Origin of the sequence: Bartonella sp. CL436QHHD, from assembly GCF_042195105.1 — a bacterium.
In the GTDB taxonomy this organism is placed as follows: Bacteria; Pseudomonadota; Alphaproteobacteria; order Rhizobiales; family Rhizobiaceae; genus Bartonella.
Map to the genome: position 1 here is coordinate 168,425 of NZ_JBHINR010000023.1, position 19,056 is coordinate 187,480.

Sequence of the window (19,056 nt, forward strand, 5' to 3'; positions counted from 1 at the left end):
ATGCGCTGTCCTTACTGCCAATATGAGGATACACAGGTTAAAGACTCACGTCCAGCAGAAGAGGGCGCAGTGATTCGTCGCCGTCGTGTGTGTTCCGTTTGTGGTGGTCGTTTTACAACTTTTGAACGTGTTCAGTTGCGCGAGCTCTTGGTTGCTAAAAAAAGTGGACGATGTGAACCCTTCGATCGTGATAAGTTAATGCGATCAGTTGATGTGGCTGTACGTAAGCGCAATATTGATCCTGATCATATTGAACGAGCAATTTCTGGCATTGTACGTCAGCTTGAAAGTTTGGGAGAACCAGAGATTTCTTCAGAAAAAATTGGACGTCTTGTGATGGAAGCATTGAAGAGAATTGATGATATTGCTTATATTCGTTTTGCTTCTGTGTATCGAGATTTTCGTAATGCAAGCGATTTTCACGATGTTATAGATGAATTGTCAAAGGGTATCGCGGATACAGAATCTCGTTTTGATGAATAAAAAAGTGCAAGATGAACGGTTTATGGCTGCAGCTATTCGTTTAGCAGAACGTCATGTCGGTCTTACAGGTGGGAATCCTTCTGTTGGTACGTTAATTGTGCAAAACGATAATGGTGCGGGAGCTTTTATTGTTGGCTATGGCGTAACAGCTATTCATGGGAGTCCTCATGCGGAAGTGCAAGCTTTACACATGGCAGGTTCTTTGGCTCAAGGAGCGACTGCTTACGTTACTTTAGAACCTTGTGCGCATTATGGAAAAACTTCGCCATGTGTGAATGCACTTATTGATTCAGGTGTTTCTCGAGTTGTTGTTGCGCTGACTGATTGTGACAAGCGTGTTGATGGTCATGGTATTGCTCTTTTACGAGCGGCGGGTATTGAAGTGGTTGAGGGCATTTTAGCTGAAGAGGCTTTTGAATCCTTATGGACGCATTGGTGCATAAGGAAGATACAACGCTGTGCGGTTACTTTTAAAATGGCAATTTCTGCCGATAATGGTGTTGGAAAAAGAGAGAAGGGCAGCGTAAAAATTAGTGGAACACTTTCTCATGCCCATACGCATATTCTACGTGCTCAAAATAATGCTATCCTCGTTGGTATTGGTACTATATTAGCAGATGATCCACAACTCAATTGCCGCTTGCCAGGGATGGAGATGCGCTCACCAATTCGTATTATTTTGGATGCAGATTTATCTATCCCCCTTGATGCAAAAGTTGTCCAAACAGCCATAAAAATTCCTACATGGGTTATTTGTGATGTGGATCTTTCAAAGAAAAGCAAAAAAAATGCATTGGAGCAATATGGTGTGTCTGTTTATTCGGTCGAGATGAACAATGGTTGTGTAGAACCCTTTGCTCTTTTACAGATGCTTTATAAACATGGGATTAATAGTGTTTTATTGGAAGGGGGCGTCAAGACAGGGGAAAAATTTTTGAATGCTGGTTGTGTTGATCATTTGATATGTTTTCATACCCCCATTGTTTTAGGCAAAAATCGTATTGAAGCCCCTCATTTTGGAAATTATCTCTCGCAGTTTCATGAGATTGAGACAAGAATGTTTGGAAATGACCGTTTTTATAAGTGGAGACGTAAGACATTATGTTCACAGGAATTATAACGGATATTGGTTGTGTTGAAGATGTTCAACCTTTAAAGCAGGGGATGCGTTTAAAGATTTCTACCCGCTATGCTATAGAAAGCTTAGCAATTGGCGCGTCAATTGCTTGTTCAGGAATTTGTCTGACAATTGTAGAACGAGGATTAAAACAAGAAGATTCCAATTGGTTTGTTGTCGAGGCGTGGGAAGAAACATTACGTTTAACGAATCTTGCACAATGGATAAAAGGAACTTTTGTTAATTTGGAACGTTCGCTTCGATTGGGTGATGAAATGGGAGGACATTTGGTTTCTGGTCATATTGATGGTTTGGCTGAAATCATTGATCAAAAAAATGAAGGGGATGCAATTCGTTTTTATTTAAAAGTTTCAAGACAATTTATGCCGTTCATTGTTAATAAGGGATCTATTGCTCTTAATGGGACATCTTTAACTGTTAATTGTGTTGAGGACTGTGTTTTTGATGTTCTTATTATTCGCCATACACTCGAAATGACAACGTGGGGACAAGCTAAAATTGGAGATCGGGTCAATTTGGAAATTGATCAACTTGCTCGTTATGCTGCAAAAATTTTAGCTTTAAAAAGAGAAGATGAATAAGCCAAAACTTTCTTGATCGTTTTCAGAATTTTATGCTTTATAACCCTGATTTTTTTGATTCGTTTTTTGTGGAATTCCATTATGATGAAAGAGATACGTAAAAAGCCTCACGTATTGATTGTTGAAGCACGTTTTTATGAGGGGATTTCTGATGCGCTTTTGAGAGGTGCAGTGAATACTTTGCAAAAAGCTGAAGCAAGTTATGATGTTGTAACGGTTCCTGGAGCATTAGAAATACCAAGTGCAATAGCTTTTGCTGAAAAAAATAAGATATCGTATGATGGTTATGTTGCTCTTGGTTGTGTTATTCGGGGTGAAACATATCACTTTGAAATTGTTGCTAATGATTCTTGTCGTGCATTGATGGATTTAACTGTTCATCAGCACTTGGCTATTGGAAATGGTATTTTGACTGTTGAAAATGAAGAACAAGCATGGGTGCGTGCAAAACTAGATGATAAAAATAAAGGTGGTTTTGCGGCTGAAGCTGCTTTATGTATGATCGCTCTAAAAAAGAGATTTGGAGATAATCGTTAAATATGGCTGATATAAAAAGCAGACATTTTCCGCGTTCAGCCAATAAACGTGGAGCAGCAAGACTCGCTGCAGTTCAAGCACTCTATCAAATGGATATCGTGGGTTCGGGGGTGTTGGAAACGGCAGCTGAGTATGAGGCTTATCGTTTGGGAAAAGATATTGATGGAGAGCAGTATCTTGAAGCTGATTTTCAATGGTTTTTGGCGATTATAACGGGTGTTGTAAAAGATCAAAAGCAGCTTGATCCTCTGCTTCATCAACAGCTTTCAGCAGAGTGGTCACTTTCACGTCTTGATTCTATATTGCGAGCAATTTTACGAGCAGGTTTATGGGAGTTGATCAACCGTAAAGATGTCCCCGTTGCGGTTGTCATGAATGAATATGTTGACATAGCAAAGGCGTTTTTTGAAGGTGATGAACCGAAACTTGTTAATGCAGTTCTCGACAGTATGGCAAAAAAAGTTCGCCTCTAAGAGCTACAAATTCCCCTATTATTAGGTCTGATAGTATCAGACCTATAATATTGAAACGGTATGTAGACTATATGATTTAGTTATGGCGTGGCAAATTCGCAGGGCCTTTTATAATTTGAATTAAGAAAGGATGTTCTTTTGTTACAGTTGGCGTTGTTTGTGTAATAAAATCAAACACTTGACCGTCTTGTAATCCGTAATTTGCAACTTTTGCAACCTGATTATTTTTATTGAAGTAAATGGCTAAAACTTTGCGATCAATAATCTTTGTTTTCATAAACTGCATCCCACGATAACGTGTCTGTGAGATGTAATAAAAAACTTCATTATCATATTTTGTTTTTAATGAAGGGGTCCCTAAAGTTAAAAGAACTTGCTCTTGACTTGAGCCAATAGAGATAGAACTTAAAGCATTTTTATCAAGAACATAGCCCTCTCTATAAATTTGGCTCGAACCTGAAGAATCAAGAAGACTACACCCAGCAAGCATTCCTATGCTTGCTATTGATAGACCAATTAATAATTTACGTTTGATTAAGGCTATTATGTGAGGCATTTGAAACAATGATATCTCCTTTTTATACTGAGATGTAGGACAAGAAGGCAACCTCAAGTTTTTTCTAATTTTAACTTAATCTACCGTAGCTTACACTGAGTTTCCCTGTTATAAAGCAAATTATGCCATATAGAATTTCTTTAGAAAAGAAAAAAATGCATAAATACTTGAGATAAATAAAAACACAGTGCTTTATGCGTTTTTATGTTTGGGAGTTGTCAATGAATGTTCAAAATGTTCCTCAAATGACATTTGCTTTGGCTTATCCAATATCCGTACGTTCTCTACCTGCTAAAGGTATAAGGGTTCATCTTTGTGCAAATAAAAAAGAATGTACACATTTAGCCCAGAACCATAATTTAATTGAAGTAAAATCTTGTGAGGGAAAATTCCATATTTTCCCGTGGAAAAAACGCGGAGTGCGTATAAAAGGTCTATTGCAAGCGCGTATACTGCAGTTATGTGTTGTTACATTAGAACCATTAGAAAATATCCTTTGTGAAAATATTGAGGTTGTTTTTGTTCCTGAAGATTCAAATTTGATGAAGCCTAAAATATCAGAGGATACAGGAGAATTGTTTTTAGATGTGGAGGGGCTTGATACTCCTGAAGTGTTTTATGATGATAAAATTGATATTGGTGCAATCATGGAAGAGTTTTTTGAGTTGTCTATTAATCATTATCCACGTAAAGAGGGGATACAGATGAATATGGTTGAAAATTTAGAAGAAGCAGAGCAAAAATTCTCTCCATTTTCTGTTTTGAAAAATTGGAAGTGATTGTAAAAACATACAAAAAATATCTATTTGTATGCTAAACGGCATTTCTGCGGAGCGATATTTTCGCAAGATGTGCTGTGTGAGTGTTCAGGAGCCAAAAATCATAATATGTATTTAAAAATGAAAAGATGTGGGATATGCAAGCGTGATTAGAATTTCTGTGGATGTCATGGGCGGTGATTACGGTCCAGAAGCAGCTATTGCAGGAGCAGCAATTGTACAAAAATATTTATCAAATATTTATTTTCTGTTTTATGGAGTAGAGGAGGCTGTTCGTCCGGTTTTAAAAAAATATCCCTGTTTGGATTCTGTATCGCGCTTTTGCCCTACAGAAAGTTATACACGCATGGATGAAAAGCCAAGCCAAGCACTTCGTAATGGACGTGGTAAATCATCAATGTGGTACGCCATTGAAGCGGTAAAAAATGGTGAAGCTGATGCTTGCATTTCTGCTGGTAATACGGGTGCACTTATGGCCATGTCGTATTTTTGTTTGAAAATGCTTGCAGAGGCTGAGCGTCCTGGTATTGCGGGTATCTGGCCAACACTGCGCAGTGAGAGTATCGTTTTAGATATTGGAGCAACAATAGGTGCCTCGGCTAGTCAGTTGGTTGATTTGGCGGTTATGGGAGCGGGTATGTTTCGCGCTTTATATCACACTGAAAGACCAAGTGTTGGGCTTTTAAATGTGGGGGTGGAAGAGGTTAAAGGACTTTATGAAATAAAAAAAGCAGGAATGATATTGCGTGAAGTGCAATTAGAAGGATTGGAATATAAAGGATTTGTTGAGGGCAATGACATTGGAAAAGGAACGGTCGATGTTGTTGTGACAGAGGGGTTTTCTGGTAATATTGCTTTAAAAACCGCAGAAGGAACTGCGCGACAGATAGGGGAGATTTTAAACTCTGCACTGCGCAGTTCTTTTTTAACATCTCTTGGTTATTTTTTATCGCGAGGTGCTTTTCGTATACTGAAACATAAAATGGATCCCGATAGGGTGAATGGAGGAGTGCTTTTAGGTTTGAATGGTGTTGTTATAAAAAGTCATGGCAGTGCCAATGCTAATGGTTTTGCTTCTGCTATCCGCGTTGGTTATGAAATGGTTAATAATGGACTTTTAAAAAAAATAACGGCTGATTTACGGCGGTTTCATGAGAATAAAGAAACACTTCTTGACCAAGAAGATGAAGCGGTGATGAATGGAGAGTCCTTATGATAAGCTCTTATAATAGAAATGAAAAATTTGAAGAAAAGGTAAGAGCTGAATGATTCGCTCAATTATACGTGGTGTAGGAAGTGCTTTGCCAAAAAGAAGTTTATCAAATGATGAGATTGCAAAGTTTGTTGAAACGTCAGATTCATGGATTGTTCAGCGTACAGGAATACGCCAACGTTATATTGCCAGTGAAAATGAAACAACTGTTTCTTTAGGAGTTGAGGCTGCGCAAGCCGCCCTTATAAATGCTGGTCTTACAATAAAAGACATTGATTGTATTATTTTAGCAACGTCCACCCCGAATCGTACTTTTCCTGCTTCTGCTGTTGAAATTCAGCATGCTTTGGGAATGAGCCATGGATTTGCTTTTGATATTCAAGCTGTTTGTTCTGGTTTTATTTTTGCTTTAACAACAGGAGATTCTTATTTACGATGTGGAGCGGCTAAAAGAATTTTAGTTATTGGATCCGATACATTTTCTCGAATTTTAGATTGGGAAGATCGTACGACATGTGTTTTGTTTGGTGATGGTGCGGGTGCCGCTATTTTGGAAGCTCAAGAAATTGAGGGGACTATTGCTTTTGAGCGTGGTATATTGTCTGCAAAACTGCGCTCTAATGGTGCTTATATAGATAAGCTATATGTTGATGGTGGACCTTCAACAACACAAACGACAGGCTATTTGCGTATGGAAGGACGAGAAGTTTTTAAATATGCTGTTGGTATGATAACGGATGTGGTTGATGATTGTTTTGCAGCTGCAGGTATGGATTCTTCACAACTAGATTGGTTTGTACCTCATCAGGCTAATAAGCGCATTATTGAAGCATCTGCTAAAAAGTTGGGAATTTCACTAGATAAAGTTGTGATTACCGTTGATCAACATGGTAATACGTCTGCCGCATCAGTTCCGTTGGCTTTAACAACAGCTGTTTGCGATGGAAAAATAAAAGAAGGAGATCTTATCATGTTAGAAGCCATGGGAGGTGGATTTACATGGGGAGCAATTCTTATTCGTTGGTAAATTATGGCTACTTGACCATATTTCAAGAAAACGTATAAGTCATTTTGTAATTTTAAATATTTTAATAGGTGGTTATAATGACAAGTAAGACAGTAACGCGTGCAGATTTAGCGAGCGTAGTTTGTAAAAGAGTGGGCTTGTCACATACTGAATCAGCAGCTTTAGTCGAATTGGTTTTGGATGAGATTTGCAACTCACTTGTAAGAGGTGAAGCGGTTAAATTATCTTCTTTTGCAACTTTTCAGGTTCGCAGTAAAAATGAACGTGTTGGACGCAATCCAAAAACAGGTGTTGAAGCACCTATTCCGCCGCGACGTGTTGTGACGTTTAAGGCTGCCAATGTCCTTAAACAGAGAATTTTAGATTCGCATCGTGCAAAACAGAAAAAATGATATCTCATAAATAAATGCCATGGTATGTTTGGTATTTGTTAAAAAAATGTATAAAATAAGGGTCTTTGTTTTTTAGAAAAAGACTGTTGAGTAAGTTGTCAATGATGGTCTTATTTTTGACTAATCTTGTTGAGAAATTGAGACAGAATGAGTCATTGTGAAGTAATTTATTTTGTTTTAAATAAGGTGTTGCAAAATGGATAAAAGCTCTGATGCTTTTCGCACAATTAGCGAAGTAGCGGAGTTATTGGAGCTTCCGCAGCATGTCTTAAGATTCTGGGAAACACGTTTTAGGCAGATTAAACCAATGAAACGTGGGGGAGGAAGGCGCTATTATCGTCCTGTCGATGTTGATTTGCTCAATGGTATTAAGCAGTTACTATATGATCAGGGTTATACGATAAAAGGTGTGCAACGCCTTTTGAAAGAAAATGGTGTTGCTTTTGTGACTGCATTTGGTAATGGTGATCTTGATGCTATGAATGTGGTCATAGAAAAGAAACATGCAGGACAAACTTCTGAAAATGCTAGTAATAAGCCTAAGAAATCTTCTTTTGGGCTTTTGAGTTTCATGAGGAATGAAGGAGAAACATCTGTCGGTTCTGTGAATCTTTACAAAGATAAAACTGATAAAGCATTGTTACAAGAGATTCTGTTTGAACTCATTGAATGTAAGCGTGTCCTTGATAGAGCACGATAGTAATAATGTTTTTTTATTTTATATGTGTTTCGTAGATATTTAGACGTTTTATGGATATGCTCAGAGTTTAATACGTTCAACGAGTGGTCATGTATCGTATGTGTATATTTAACGAGTTTTTTTATAAGAGTTTTTAATTTGGTAAAATATGAAGAGGAGAAAGAATAAACGCTGAGTTTTGCCATTTTTCTTTGATTTAGCTTTATAAAAATTAAGGCAATATCTCATCAGTGTAGATTGCGGGATGTATAATGCCATTGGCTTACCAATTCATGTGCTTGTTTTAAAGAGATGTTTCTTAAGGCTTCTTAATCTTATTTTACTATAATGCCTTGTGAATGATTAATGGTAAACTCGTTGAGTACTGCTATTTTTACATTTATAAAGAAGCAAGTCAGCATCATCATTATAGTTATAGTCGGTCCTCAATGATTGCAACAATCCTTAGCACTTTAGGCGGTTCATTGTGGGCATTTTAAAAGTTCTTTCTCAATAATTTTTATCCACACACTCATTCTGCTTGTTTCGTGCAAGCAAATGATTTTGATAGATTCAACATAAACATATTTAAAACGAGAGAAGCTTATGATATTCGAAACCTTATTTAATATGAATAACGATATATTACCATTATAAATCAATATCTTGTCTTTTTATAAGAGCTTATCTTACGAATAAGACATATCATTGTTCAGCTAATTTTACATATTTTTTATTAATAAATATAATCTTGTTTTCAGCCTTCTTGCTTGATGTTGCTATAATTATCGTAATGATCTATCCATGATAGTAGCAGCATCTTTTCATTATAAAAGTAAAAGATTAATGTTATTATTAATATTCAATTGTCTATGTTGTTTGCATTTAAACAGCTCATAGCTTACATTCAACTTTTTCACCAAACCACCTTGTAGAGAGAGCACGCGATTCTTTCTGGTGATAGGTCGTTGTGCATGAAACAAAAACACTACAATATCAAATTATTTCATTTTGTACAAAAATTGAAGATTTATAGTAAAAAAATTAACGTATTACCATCTTCTGTGATATTATGCATTTATTACACGTTGCAAATCTGGAGGTGTTGCCTCATTTGAGAGTTGTTTAATTGCATCTTCTACAGATAAAAGGGTTTGATTTGTACTTCCTAAGCGGCGCATATTTACGCTGTTTGTTTCAGCTTCACGTTTGCCACATACCAAAATTACGGGGACTTTTTGTAAAGAATGTTCTCGTATTTTATAGTTAATTTTTTCATTGCGGAGATCTATTGTTGCGGAAAGCCCAATAGCTTTAAGTTTTGCTGTTATTTTTTTGGCATATTCATTTGCTTCGGATGTAATTGTTGCAACAACAATTTGTTCAGGAGAAAGCCAAAGTGGCATATGTCCAGCAAAATTTTCGATTAATATACCAAGAAAACGCTCCATTGATCCAAAAATAGCACGGTGGATCATAACAGGTTGACGTTTTTCTGAATCTTTATCAATATAGAATGCACCAAAACGTTCAGGAAGATTAAAGTCTATTTGTGTTGTTCCACATTGCCATTCACGACCGATAGCATCCTTTAATGTATATTCAAATTTTGGACCATAAAATGCTCCTTCACCCGGAAGGATGCTTGTTTTGATTTGTCCTGCAAATTTTGTTTCAATCGTTTTAAGGACAGATTCCATGATACTTTCTGCATGATCCCATAATGCATCAGATCCAACTCGTTTTTCTGGACGTGTTGAAAGCTTAAGACTAATTTCTTTAAAACCAAAATCAGCATAAGTTGATAAAATAAGATCATTAATACTGAGACATTCATCGGCTAATTGTTCATCAGTACAAAAAATATGCGCATCATCTTGTGTAAAACCACGCACACGCATAAGACCATGTAAAGAGCCTGAAGGCTCATAACGATGAACAAGTCCAAATTCAGCAAGTCTAATAGGCAAATCACGATAAGATTTTAAACCATGTTTAAAAATTTGAACATGACCAGGGCAATTCATTGGTTTAAGGGCATAAACATTCCCATGATCTGAATCTTCTGCTGCTGGAATTACTTTGAACATATTCTCCTTATACCAGCCCCAATGACCAGATATTTCCCAGAGTGACCTATCGAGAACTTGTGGTGCATTAACTTCAGCATATTGATGATCATCAAGGCGTCTACGCATATAGCTGATTAAATTTTGGAACATTTTCCAACCTTTTTTGTGCCAAAAAATCATTCCTGGCCCTTCTTCTTGAAAGTGAAATAAGTCCATCTCACGTCCCAAGCGGCGATGATCACGTTTTTCAGCTTCTTCTAGCATATGAAGGTAGGCTTTTAAGTCATTTTCATTTGCAAATGCTGTTCCATAAATTCTCGTGAGCATTGGATTATTGGCATCGCCACGCCAATAAGCTCCTGCAACTTTCATTAATTTGAAAGCATTCCCAATTTGCCCTGTAGATTGCATGTGCGGTCCGCGACAAAGATCAAACCACTCCCCTTGATAATAAACTTTTAAATCTTGATTTTCAGGAATGCTATCAATAAGTTCAACTTTATAAAATTCCTTTTTCTCAGAAAAAATTTTTCTCGCTTTTTCACGAGACCAAATTTCTTTTCTAAAAGGTTTATTGCGCTGGATAATTTCACGCATTTTCTTTTCGATAACAGTGAGATCATCTAATGTAAAAGGTTGTTGGCGTGCAAAATCATAATAGAATCCATTCTCAATAACAGGACCTATTGTTACTTGCGTTTCAGGAAAGAGTTCTTGTACTGCTTCAGCAAGGACATGGGCGCAATCATGCCTTATGAGCTCAAGAGCGCGTGAATCTTCTCGGGTAATAATCTCTACTTGACCAGATTGTCCCAATGGATCCGATAAGTCTCGCGTGATACCATTAAGACTATAGGCGACTGCTTTTTTTGCAAGTGATTTAGAAATAGATTCTGCTAATTCCAAGCCTGTCATTTCGGCGGGGTAATTACGTTTTGAACCATCGGGAAAAAAAAGAGAAATAGAGCAAGACATAAAAACACCCTTTTAATCCAATTCCGCTAACGATTGCGGATGGTTTCGTGAAAATTGAGTAAAAAGCTTATAGACTGATTTTTTATCAATACATATGAAAAAAGAAAAGGATTATTTGTTGTGTTTGTCAGAAATTTTCCAGTAACGCCAAGGTTTATAAAAACAGCAAGAATTTCCAAGCGAAATAGGTACTGGATCAAAGCCATCTGTTCCAAAGGGCCCACAACGCATGATACGAAAGAGTCCCATCCATGTACCAGCCCAAAGCCCATGGCGTGCAATCGCTTCATATATATATTCTGAACAAGTCGGGGCATGGCGACACTGATTGCCTATAAGGCACGAAAGTGTTATTTGATAGAAACGTATTAAGAAAATTCCCAATAATCGTCCGGGTGTTTTTTGCCAAGTGCCTGTGTAATTTCGAGTCAATTTTTTTTGTTGAGATTGTGATTTGAACATTTATTTTTCTTCAATTTGTTGAATGCAATCTATCGTTGCATCAAAGGGTAGTAGTGTTGCTGTATGGCGCACTTTATAGTCTTTAATGGGCTGTAAGCAAGAAAAATCCTCAAATGGAGCTTGAGGAGAAGGACCATTTTGCGTTAGCATTTTGTAGATAACTTCACGCAATATTTTAAGATCTTGTGTTGTTTGTCCGATGATATGAGATGCTAAAAGTGAAGCCGAAGCTTGCCCTAGCACACATGCATGTATTTCGTGAGCAAAATCCGTAATAATACCATTTTCCACTTTTAAATCTACAGTGATTGTCGAGCCACAAAGATGTGCATGTTTTCTTGATGTTGCATCAGGATTATTAAGACGCCCAATTTTGCCTATATGTGCAGCATATTTAAGTATTTTATCATTATAGATATTATCAATCATGCACTATTGCCTGAAATTTTGAGAGTCGTGATTGTTTAAACTTTTAATTCGCTTATATAGAGATTATACAAAATGAAATAGGTATGGAGCAAATGCTTTGTATAGAGTAAGCTTGGAGTTTTTGAATGCGTAATGTTGTTAAAGAAGACGCAAATTTATCTGAAGAAAAGCGTCCGAGTATTGAAGAGGTGGAAGAAGCGATTCGTACATTACTCTTATGGATAGGGGAAAATCCAAATAGAGAAGGGCTTTTAGATACTCCAAAACGTATAGCCAAGGCATATCGCGAGCTTTTTAATGGTTATAGTCAATCTGTTAAAGAAACCTTAGGTACAGTTTTTGAAGAGGTTTCAGGATATAATGAATCCGTAATCGTAAAGAATATACCTTTTTATTCACACTGTGAGCATCATATGATCCCAATTATTGGGAAAGCACATATAGCATATCTTCCTAATGAGAAAATTGTTGGTCTTTCAAAAATTGTACGTGTTGTAGATATTTTTTCTCGTCGTTTACAAACTCAAGAAGCTATGACAGCGCAAGTGGCTCACGCGTTAAAAACGTATCTGAAGCCTCATGGTTTAGCAGTATTGATTGAGGCTGAGCACATGTGTATGGCTATGAGAGGAATCCAAAAACAGGGCTCTACAACAATTACAAAAAACTTTCATGGTTATTATGAAAAAGATCAAGCGGCACAAACACATTTTATGATGATGGTTCAAAGGTCATAGTAGAGCCCATATTTCTCGTAATCTCTATTAAGTTATAAGTCGTCTGAATAAAATAAATTATGAGAAAAAGAAAATTGGCTTGTACCTTTCTTTATGATTTGTTAAAGGCTAAAAACCAAGGTTTTTTCTTTCCACGTGCGGTCGTGGCGGAATTGGTAGACGCGCAGCGTTGAGGTCGCTGTGGGGCAACCCGTGGAAGTTCGAGTCTTCTCGACCGCACCAGTTAGCAGTGAGTCTCTCTATAATGAGATGAAGTTATGTTAGAGAGAGGGGATTTATACACATTATAGAAAAATCTTTTTTGTATGTTATTTGTTGGTGTGTTTCTAAGAATGTTTCGTTTTTTATTACTTTATCTATGCATTTGAAATGTTATATTTTTATAAGGTGGGGTGAAATTGCAGTGAGAAGTATAATGATTCTGAGATATTTAACACTTCTTATTTGTATTTCTTTATTGTCAGCATGTAGTGATTCACGTGCTGTACTTTGGCATGGGGTGCATGCAACACCTTCTATGACTGCCGTAGAAAGGGAAGTTGGAGGGAAACCAGTTTCTCCAAAAGCCATCGTTCCAGTGTATGTTGCAACAAGTCGTATGATGCAAAATAATTACGCTCAACCTTATGGTGCAGAGCGATCAAATAAAGTTCATTATAATCGCGTTGACGTAGGAATTCCTCAGCAACATGTAAAGGGAGTTGTTGAAATAAATGCGTATAAACCTACACATGATAAGTATTTTGCAGCAGTAGCATTGCAAAAATACGATAATAAAGAACAGTTTAAACAGCAATTAAATGCTGCTTTAGCAAAAAAGCCAAAAGGAAAAAGAGAAATTTTTCTTTTTATCCATGGGTATAATAATAATTTTGCAGATGGTACATTTCGTACAGCACAGTTTACACACGATTATTCTTTAAATGTTGTCGCTGTGCATTATTCTTGGCCTTCTGCCGGATCTGTTCCTCTTTATATTTATGATCGTGACAGTGCTAATTTTGCCCGTGACGGATTGATAGAGCTTTTAACGCTTATTAGTGAAACCAATGCTGATCAAATTTCGGTTATTGCACATTCTATGGGCAATTTTGTTATAATGGAAGCATTTAGAACGTTAGCTTTACAGGGAAAATATAGGCCTATTCGTCGTATTACAAGTTTATTAATGGCTGCACCCGATATTGATGTTGATGTATTTGAGCGCCAACTTAATGATATAAAAAAACTCCCGCAGCCAACAGCTATTTTAGTATCCAGAACGGATAAAGCTCTCGCGGTTTCAGGACGTCTTACGGGTGGACATCATCGTGTGGGCGATGGCTCAGATATTGAAATGTTGCGTAAAAATGGAATAGCTGTTCTTGATTTCTCTCATGTGGATGGGGGAGCACACAATGTCTTTGCATCTTCGCCAACGTTGATGGCTCTTTCTCGAGAAGGTTCTTTGGCTTCCACAATTATGCAAGGTACAGAATTGTCACCTAGTCAAGCCCTTCTTGCTGATGGTAGTAGTGTGTTGGAGAAAACAACACATCTTATCCTTTATACACCTGTACGTTTTCTCTCTCCACGGATTCCACGTTGATAGTGAAAAGAGAGAAGGAGCTCCATCAAATAATGTATTGGAGGTAATGTTTTTTAGCACTTTCTTTAGAATGGTTTTGTAAAATGAAAAATAAATAGCGGGATGAATGTAAAAAACAGTCATTAGGTGAGTTTGTGATGATCACACGGAAACGCTATGTTAATACGCCTACAGTTGTTGATTATTTATCTCATTCCGCAATTAAGTTGTTAGACATTCATGCTATGCTTGTGAAGGTGAGAAAAGGTGATATGGGGGAAAAACCAAATTTATTGCGTCAAATTGATTCTACAAAAAAACAGTTAGATGAGATAAGCCATGCTCTTATTTTAGAATATCGTAAACGCCAAGAAAATGAGCGTTTTTTAAAACAAATTCTGCTATCCATTTCTGATCAACTTTTTGCACTTAATAATGGTTTTAAGGAAACAGGGCGTCTTTTTTTTCAAGAAGTTAGAATACTTCAATCTCAGATGCAATGTTTATATGAGGGAAAGGAGAGGCTGCATTTGTTGAATAGCCAAGAATCTTTTTGTTCTCCGTCAAAGATTGATGAGGTCATTAAACAGCTACAAAAAGCACGAGAAAAGCTTATTCTTGAAAGCCCACATCTCTTTGAAAAAAGCACAAAAGCTAAACAATAAAAGTTCTTTAGTTGAGCAGATAGATAATTTGAATTTTACAGCAAACAACGCTGTTAGATAGAAGGCTATAACCTTTTTAAAGAAAAGAATTTGCTTTAAAAAATGAAACACATGTATTTTATAATCACACTCTTTATCGCATTAAAGCTTTAGAAGACTTTGGTTATATCTTTGCTAAAGTTAAGGCTGATGAATCAGGTGGCTTTATTGAAGAAAATGTTTGTGAAAAGAATTTACAAAAAACTTTCTGATTCTTTTAATAATAGCCCGCCGGATAATTTTGCCAATGTTATGAAGTTGTTAGTATATTCATTAGAAACTTAAATTTTAATATTTTCCTTGGTATAAATTAGCTGAATTTAAAGCATTAAAAAAGAAGTTTGATAAAAATAACATGTTTTGTAAATTCACGTTCATCTCTACCTTCTCTTGGATTTAAAAACACTCGGAAAATGAATAAGCTACACGTAATTAAAAAATATATGGTACCCCCAGAGGGTGGATCGGGCTTTTGCAACAAGATTCAAAGTATATAAAGATGTGTAAGGGCGTATTGATGTCTATAGCTTTTTATGATTCAATAAAAAAAGTAAGTATTAAAGGAAAAATCTCAAATCAGAAATTAAAGGTGGTCTAAAAGGTGGACCAAAAAAGGTGGACGAGCAATGCTTGAAAAGGTGGACGAGAGGGGACGTTAAGTGAGGGCGATTCATCGGTTATCAGCATTACTTGTAAAGTCCTCTCCACAAGGAAAATATTGTGATGGGGCAGGGCTATGGTTGAATGTTCGAAAAGACAATACACGCTCTTGGTTTTTTCGCTATACGCACTACAATAAGCGCCGTGAAATGGGACTTGGTCCTGTTACAAAACTCTCTTTAAAAGAAGCGCGTGAGCTTGCAAGATATTATAGTGATATTCTTAAAGAAGGCAATGATCCTATTGTCTTTCGAGAACAGACTATTTTAAAACAGCAAAGCAATATCTTCCAAGAAATTGCAAAAGCGGCTTTTGAAAGCAAAAAAGCAGAGTTGAAAAATGAAGGTAAAAACGGCCGCTGGTTTTCTCCACTAGAGTTGCACGTTATTCCACACATAGGCAAATTACCTATAGAAAAATTAACAGCCAATATCATCCGCAATGTTCTCGCACCCCTTTGGCATGAAAAAGCAGACACAGCGCGAAAAGCACTTAACCGTATCAATATTTGTTTGAAATATGCAGCAGCTCTTGGTTTAGATGTTGATCTACAGGCTTGTATGAAGGCACGCGCTCTTTTAGGAAAACCACGTGCGACATCAACAAATATTCCTGCTATGCCATGGCAAGAGGTTCCGGCATTTTATCAAAGCTTGGATGATAAGATCCTTTCAAATTTAGCACTGAAGTTACTCATTTTGACGGGAGCACGGTCATATCCATTGCGCTATTTGCGCCTTGAACAAATTGATAAAAAGATATGGACTATACCAAAAGAAAACATGAAAGGTATTGTAGGGAAAGTTTTAGATTTTTGCGTGCCATTGAGTAATGAATCTTTGAGAGTTATTGAAAAAACTCTCCCCTTTGAAAAGAATGGTTTTCTCTTTTCTGGTCTTAGAGGCAACCCCATTTCTGATGCCACCATGGCAAAATATATGACAATTTGCGGCTTAACCTATCGTCCCCATGGTTTTCGTTCAAGCTTACGGGACTGGATAGCAGAGACAACGTCAACACCATTTGAGATTGCCGAAACTGTTCTTGCCCATTCAGTTGGGAGTTCAGTGACAAAAGCTTATATGCGAACGGATTTTTTAGAACAGCGACATGTTCTCTTGGAACAGTGGGCTGTATTCATATCAGGAAAGGCTTGATAATATGTCTATTGTCGATTCAGGTATCTAAGAAACACTTAAGTGATTAGCGGATAGATTACGGTATAATCTCTTTTTCCCTGTATCAAAAGTGGGGAGGGGGTGAAGTTTTAATTTTTGAAATCTATTGTTTTAAATGCGCAAAGAGGTTGTCTCGCGCATCTAAAAATTAAACCTTTAATCTAGAAATAAATGCTTCATTCCTTAATTTTGCATCCTCTAATAAATCACACCACTCTATTATTTCAACGGTTCCTCGAAATTCCCCCTGTAGAGGAAAAGTTCTCCCTCGCCCATTAGCTGTTTTTTGCCATGTAGACGTTTGCGTTTTAAGTTCACCTTCTATATCAGCAATAATATAACAATAAAAAACACACTGTTCTGAAATTTTTATTTTCTTATTATCAAATGTCTTTATACGCTGTCCTCTAAGTTCATTAAGGTATATGTTTATTTGTTCCATGGGGTTGTAACCCGGTTTATATTTTTTCTGACCTGGTCTTTTAAACTCCACCAACATTAACTTGTCTAGATCTGCATCAAGACGACCTTCAAGTCCTAGAGCATGTAATTTATCATAACATAATAAATCAGGACGAATTCCTTTCGTACTATTCTTCGCGATTTTTTTGATAGACATATCCGAAGTGAAGTATCTTGTAAATGTTAATCGCTCATCAATAATCCATAAATCATGCGTTGAAGGTTTCTGAGATTCAGGATCATCGCCCCGAACACGCATTGGACAAATAAGTTCATGCAATGTTTTCTCTAGATGCGGGACTTCTTGACCATTAACATTTTTCTTAACCTCTATTATTAATTCTCCTAAAATATCAAGTATAACTTTACGACGTATAACATACTCTGCTAACTGTCTTGTTTCTTCATCTTTAACTTCTTTTGCAAGTTCAGAAACTTTTTGGGAAAAGCTGTATGTATTAGTATTCCCTTTAGTAATTTCACGGTATATTTTTTCAATTCTCGAATTTTGCTTTTTTTCTCTTCTAAGCTTATGAATAGCCAGTGTCTTAACAAAGTCTTCTGTATCCTTTGCAGATTTAGGAAGTTTTTCTAATAGTTTTTCATAACTATCAAAACAATAGGAAGGATGTGTTCTACAAAATTCTTTTAATTTATTTAAACGTTTTTCTTCGTACTCTTCATTTTCTGGAGCAAGAACGCTATCTACAATATTGTTAGCAACGGAACGTAAAATATTTTTCAATATTTTATTCTTAAAAGAAAAATGCGTTCTTTCTTGATTAACTCTATCATCTAAATACTGACCACTTATGCAACCATGATACACTAGCCCTTGGTCTCCAAATTTTCCGAAACCAATAAGGTTATCGATGCTTTCAGTAGTCACAGTACGATCATGTGCGAAAAGATGTAGATAGTGGTTCTTCCCTTTAAAGTTAAGGTTAGCATCCGCCATGCAAATAAAATTACGAATTTTAAATAAACCAAAATCTGCGGTTTCAAGTGTAATCTCTCCCCTATTTTCTACTAAATATTTTTTAACTTTCTGCGCTAAATTGACAGATATCTGATTATCACGAAAAGTTATTTGAGGAAGTTGTTCTAAAATTAAATCTGAAAAAAAATGTGCTCCAATATGATCGATAATTGCTTCAGTTTTGCGTGGAAAATATTTTTGGTACGCTACATCTCTTAAACCGGTAAAAATAATTTCTGTTCCGGTTACTTCTTGATTAATAAGAGGTATTTTTGAATGATCAAGAATCTGATTTTCCTCTTCCAAACAAAATGTAAAGCTTCTCTGGTAAAGCTGATCTTCTTCAAGGAATATACTTTTAACTCGTATTTTCTTAAAGGCATCCAACCATAGCAGCCGCCCAACTCCTTTTCCTCCTTTTTCTAATTTAAAATTAGTATCTACAGTGCGAAAAGCTTGAAAGTGCTCATCATCCAATCCTACACCATTGTCTTTAACTATAATTTCAAGTGTTTCATTTTTATCTATATCTTTGATTTCTATATCTATGTTACCCGCGCTTTTGTAATCTTCTTGCTTAGAATCTTCAAGCGCGTGAATAGCGTTGCTTACCGCTTCAAAAACAGGCTGCAAAGCTTCCATTTCAGTGGACGGTTTAGGAAAACGACAAACTCTTCCAGCAAGATTCTCTTTCATAGAAAACTTTTCAGTTTTATTCTTTTCTTGTTTTTGAACTGCGACGTTTTCCATAATTATTCCCACCTTTTTAGCCGATAATATTACGAAATATACCTATTAAACGCACGTATATTAACAATTTGTTATTATTATAGACAAATTTTTAATTTTTTGAAATCCACTGTTTTAAATGGAAGAAGACATTCTCTATCACCTCCATGAGACGAGCAAAATTAAGAAACCATTTTCTAAAGAATTTCGCGCGTCTCAGAGTATGTTTAGAGTCGGATATTTG

Annotated in this window: 19 protein-coding genes and 1 tRNA gene; 15 read left to right on the forward strand and 5 right to left on the reverse strand. The window is 36.4% G+C overall.

What is annotated here, in order from left to right; all coding sequences use genetic code 11:
• From nrdR to nusB, 5 genes are all read left to right on the forward strand, one after another.
• Nucleotides 1-483, forward strand: coding sequence for a transcriptional regulator NrdR (gene nrdR, locus ACFIKN_RS03055; RefSeq protein WP_273791385.1), 483 nt, complete (start codon nt 1-3; stop codon nt 481-483).
• Nucleotides 476-1,603: a bifunctional diaminohydroxyphosphoribosylaminopyrimidine deaminase/5-amino-6-(5-phosphoribosylamino)uracil reductase RibD gene (ribD, locus tag ACFIKN_RS03060; RefSeq protein WP_273791384.1), complete on the forward strand. Its 1,128-nt coding sequence runs from the start codon at nt 476-478 to the stop codon at nt 1,601-1,603. Before nrdR ends, ribD begins: the two co-directional genes overlap by 8 nt.
• The gene (locus tag ACFIKN_RS03065) at nt 1,585-2,202 is read left to right on the forward strand and encodes a riboflavin synthase (protein ID WP_375643171.1); all 618 of its coding nucleotides are present in this window, start codon (nt 1,585-1,587) and stop codon (nt 2,200-2,202) included. Before ribD ends, ACFIKN_RS03065 begins: the two co-directional genes overlap by 19 nt.
• Nucleotides 2,203-2,283: 81 nt before the next feature.
• Complete coding sequence (locus ACFIKN_RS03070) at nt 2,284-2,739, forward strand: 6,7-dimethyl-8-ribityllumazine synthase (protein ID WP_273791382.1); 456 nt, start codon at nt 2,284-2,286, stop codon at nt 2,737-2,739.
• A gap of 2 nt (nt 2,740-2,741) precedes the next feature.
• Complete coding sequence (gene nusB / locus ACFIKN_RS03075) at nt 2,742-3,212, forward strand: transcription antitermination factor NusB (protein WP_273791381.1); 471 nt, start codon at nt 2,742-2,744, stop codon at nt 3,210-3,212.
• A gap of 76 nt (nt 3,213-3,288) precedes the next feature.
• On the opposite strand, the gene ACFIKN_RS03080 is transcribed toward nusB, so the two are convergent.
• Nucleotides 3,289-3,768, reverse strand: coding sequence for an outer membrane protein assembly factor BamE (locus tag ACFIKN_RS03080; RefSeq protein WP_273791401.1), 480 nt, complete (start codon nt 3,766-3,768; stop codon nt 3,289-3,291).
• Between the two features lie 221 nt (nt 3,769-3,989).
• On the opposite strand from ACFIKN_RS03080, the gene ACFIKN_RS03085 reads away from it, so the two are divergent.
• From ACFIKN_RS03085 to ACFIKN_RS03105, 5 genes are all read left to right on the forward strand, one after another.
• Nucleotides 3,990-4,547 carry a DUF177 domain-containing protein gene (locus ACFIKN_RS03085; RefSeq protein ID WP_273791380.1) on the forward strand — a complete coding sequence of 186 codons (558 nt, stop codon included), beginning with the start codon at nt 3,990-3,992 and terminating at the stop codon, nt 4,545-4,547.
• Between the two features lie 145 nt (nt 4,548-4,692).
• Nucleotides 4,693-5,763 carry a phosphate acyltransferase PlsX gene (plsX, locus tag ACFIKN_RS03090; RefSeq protein WP_273791379.1) on the forward strand — a complete coding sequence of 357 codons (1,071 nt, stop codon included), beginning with the start codon at nt 4,693-4,695 and terminating at the stop codon, nt 5,761-5,763.
• A 49-nt stretch (nt 5,764-5,812) separates the two neighbouring features.
• Nucleotides 5,813-6,787 carry a beta-ketoacyl-ACP synthase III gene (locus ACFIKN_RS03095; RefSeq protein ID WP_273791378.1) on the forward strand — a complete coding sequence of 325 codons (975 nt, stop codon included), beginning with the start codon at nt 5,813-5,815 and terminating at the stop codon, nt 6,785-6,787.
• Nucleotides 6,788-6,864: 77 nt separating this feature from the next.
• A complete protein-coding gene (locus ACFIKN_RS03100; RefSeq protein WP_273791377.1) occupies nt 6,865-7,179 on the forward strand; it encodes an integration host factor subunit alpha in 315 nt (104 codons plus the stop codon).
• A 196-nt stretch (nt 7,180-7,375) separates the two neighbouring features.
• The gene (locus ACFIKN_RS03105) at nt 7,376-7,879 is read left to right on the forward strand and encodes a MerR family transcriptional regulator (RefSeq protein WP_273791376.1); all 504 of its coding nucleotides are present in this window, start codon (nt 7,376-7,378) and stop codon (nt 7,877-7,879) included.
• A gap of 1,049 nt (nt 7,880-8,928) precedes the next feature.
• Here ACFIKN_RS03105 and thrS read toward each other — a convergent pair.
• From thrS to ACFIKN_RS03120, 3 genes are all read right to left on the reverse strand, one after another.
• Nucleotides 8,929-10,905, reverse strand: coding sequence for a threonine--tRNA ligase (gene thrS / locus ACFIKN_RS03110; RefSeq protein WP_375657894.1), 1,977 nt, complete (start codon nt 10,903-10,905; stop codon nt 8,929-8,931).
• A gap of 111 nt (nt 10,906-11,016) precedes the next feature.
• Nucleotides 11,017-11,367 carry a membrane protein insertion efficiency factor YidD gene (yidD, locus tag ACFIKN_RS03115; protein WP_375657895.1) on the reverse strand — a complete coding sequence of 117 codons (351 nt, stop codon included), beginning with the start codon at nt 11,365-11,367 and terminating at the stop codon, nt 11,017-11,019.
• Nucleotides 11,368-11,796 (reverse strand): iron-sulfur cluster assembly scaffold protein, encoded by a 429-nt coding sequence (locus ACFIKN_RS03120; RefSeq protein ID WP_273791373.1) that lies wholly within the window; start codon nt 11,794-11,796, stop codon nt 11,368-11,370.
• Nucleotides 11,797-11,921: 125 nt separating this feature from the next.
• Here ACFIKN_RS03120 and folE point away from each other — a divergent pair, with 125 nt between their 5' ends.
• The 5 genes from folE to ACFIKN_RS03145 all read left to right on the forward strand — a co-directional run bounded on the left by folE (nt 11,922) and on the right by ACFIKN_RS03145 (nt 16,621).
• Nucleotides 11,922-12,533: a GTP cyclohydrolase I FolE gene (folE, locus tag ACFIKN_RS03125; protein ID WP_273791372.1), complete on the forward strand. Its 612-nt coding sequence runs from the start codon at nt 11,922-11,924 to the stop codon at nt 12,531-12,533.
• A gap of 137 nt (nt 12,534-12,670) precedes the next feature.
• A tRNA-Leu gene (locus tag ACFIKN_RS03130) sits at nt 12,671-12,755 on the forward strand.
• A gap of 193 nt (nt 12,756-12,948) precedes the next feature.
• A complete protein-coding gene (locus ACFIKN_RS03135) occupies nt 12,949-14,121 on the forward strand; it encodes an alpha/beta hydrolase (RefSeq protein WP_375657896.1) in 1,173 nt (390 codons plus the stop codon).
• 137 nt (nt 14,122-14,258) lie between these two features.
• Nucleotides 14,259-14,765, forward strand: coding sequence for a hypothetical protein (locus tag ACFIKN_RS03140; protein ID WP_273791370.1), 507 nt, complete (start codon nt 14,259-14,261; stop codon nt 14,763-14,765).
• A gap of 698 nt (nt 14,766-15,463) precedes the next feature.
• The gene (locus ACFIKN_RS03145) at nt 15,464-16,621 is read left to right on the forward strand and encodes a tyrosine-type recombinase/integrase (protein ID WP_375657897.1); all 1,158 of its coding nucleotides are present in this window, start codon (nt 15,464-15,466) and stop codon (nt 16,619-16,621) included.
• Between the two features lie 169 nt (nt 16,622-16,790).
• Here the strand turns inward: ACFIKN_RS03145 and ACFIKN_RS03150 are convergent, their stop codons facing one another.
• The gene (locus ACFIKN_RS03150) at nt 16,791-18,833 is read right to left on the reverse strand and encodes an ATP-binding protein (protein WP_375653714.1); all 2,043 of its coding nucleotides are present in this window, start codon (nt 18,831-18,833) and stop codon (nt 16,791-16,793) included.
• Nucleotides 18,834-19,056: the final 223 nt, after the last annotated feature.

What these genes read in the sequence shown, in the direction of transcription:
- folE (WP_273791372.1), top strand. Translation starts at nt 11,922, where the DNA reads ATGCGTAATGTTGTTAAAGAAGACGCAAATTTATCTGAAGAAAAGCGT.
- ACFIKN_RS03135 (WP_375657896.1), top strand. Translation starts at nt 12,949, where the DNA reads ATGATTCTGAGATATTTAACACTTCTTATTTGTATTTCTTTATTGTCA.
- ACFIKN_RS03065 (WP_375643171.1), top strand. Translation starts at nt 1,585, where the DNA reads ATGTTCACAGGAATTATAACGGATATTGGTTGTGTTGAAGATGTTCAA.
- ACFIKN_RS03085 (WP_273791380.1), top strand. Translation starts at nt 3,990, where the DNA reads ATGAATGTTCAAAATGTTCCTCAAATGACATTTGCTTTGGCTTATCCA.
- ACFIKN_RS03070 (WP_273791382.1), top strand. Translation starts at nt 2,284, where the DNA reads ATGATGAAAGAGATACGTAAAAAGCCTCACGTATTGATTGTTGAAGCA.
- ACFIKN_RS03105 (WP_273791376.1), top strand. Translation starts at nt 7,376, where the DNA reads ATGGATAAAAGCTCTGATGCTTTTCGCACAATTAGCGAAGTAGCGGAG.
- ACFIKN_RS03140 (WP_273791370.1), top strand. Translation starts at nt 14,259, where the DNA reads ATGATCACACGGAAACGCTATGTTAATACGCCTACAGTTGTTGATTAT.
- ribD (WP_273791384.1), top strand. Translation starts at nt 476, where the DNA reads ATGAATAAAAAAGTGCAAGATGAACGGTTTATGGCTGCAGCTATTCGT.
- thrS (WP_375657894.1), bottom strand. Translation starts at nt 10,905, where the DNA reads ATGTCTTGCTCTATTTCTCTTTTTTTTCCCGATGGTTCAAAACGTAAT.
- ACFIKN_RS03095 (WP_273791378.1), top strand. Translation starts at nt 5,813, where the DNA reads ATGATTCGCTCAATTATACGTGGTGTAGGAAGTGCTTTGCCAAAAAGA.
- ACFIKN_RS03100 (WP_273791377.1), top strand. Translation starts at nt 6,865, where the DNA reads ATGACAAGTAAGACAGTAACGCGTGCAGATTTAGCGAGCGTAGTTTGT.
- ACFIKN_RS03080 (WP_273791401.1), bottom strand. Translation starts at nt 3,768, where the DNA reads ATGCCTCACATAATAGCCTTAATCAAACGTAAATTATTAATTGGTCTA.
- ACFIKN_RS03150 (WP_375653714.1), bottom strand. Translation starts at nt 18,833, where the DNA reads ATGGAAAACGTCGCAGTTCAAAAACAAGAAAAGAATAAAACTGAAAAG.
- nrdR (WP_273791385.1), top strand. Translation starts at nt 1, where the DNA reads ATGCGCTGTCCTTACTGCCAATATGAGGATACACAGGTTAAAGACTCA.
- nusB (WP_273791381.1), top strand. Translation starts at nt 2,742, where the DNA reads ATGGCTGATATAAAAAGCAGACATTTTCCGCGTTCAGCCAATAAACGT.
- ACFIKN_RS03120 (WP_273791373.1), bottom strand. Translation starts at nt 11,796, where the DNA reads ATGATTGATAATATCTATAATGATAAAATACTTAAATATGCTGCACAT.
- yidD (WP_375657895.1), bottom strand. Translation starts at nt 11,367, where the DNA reads ATGTTCAAATCACAATCTCAACAAAAAAAATTGACTCGAAATTACACA.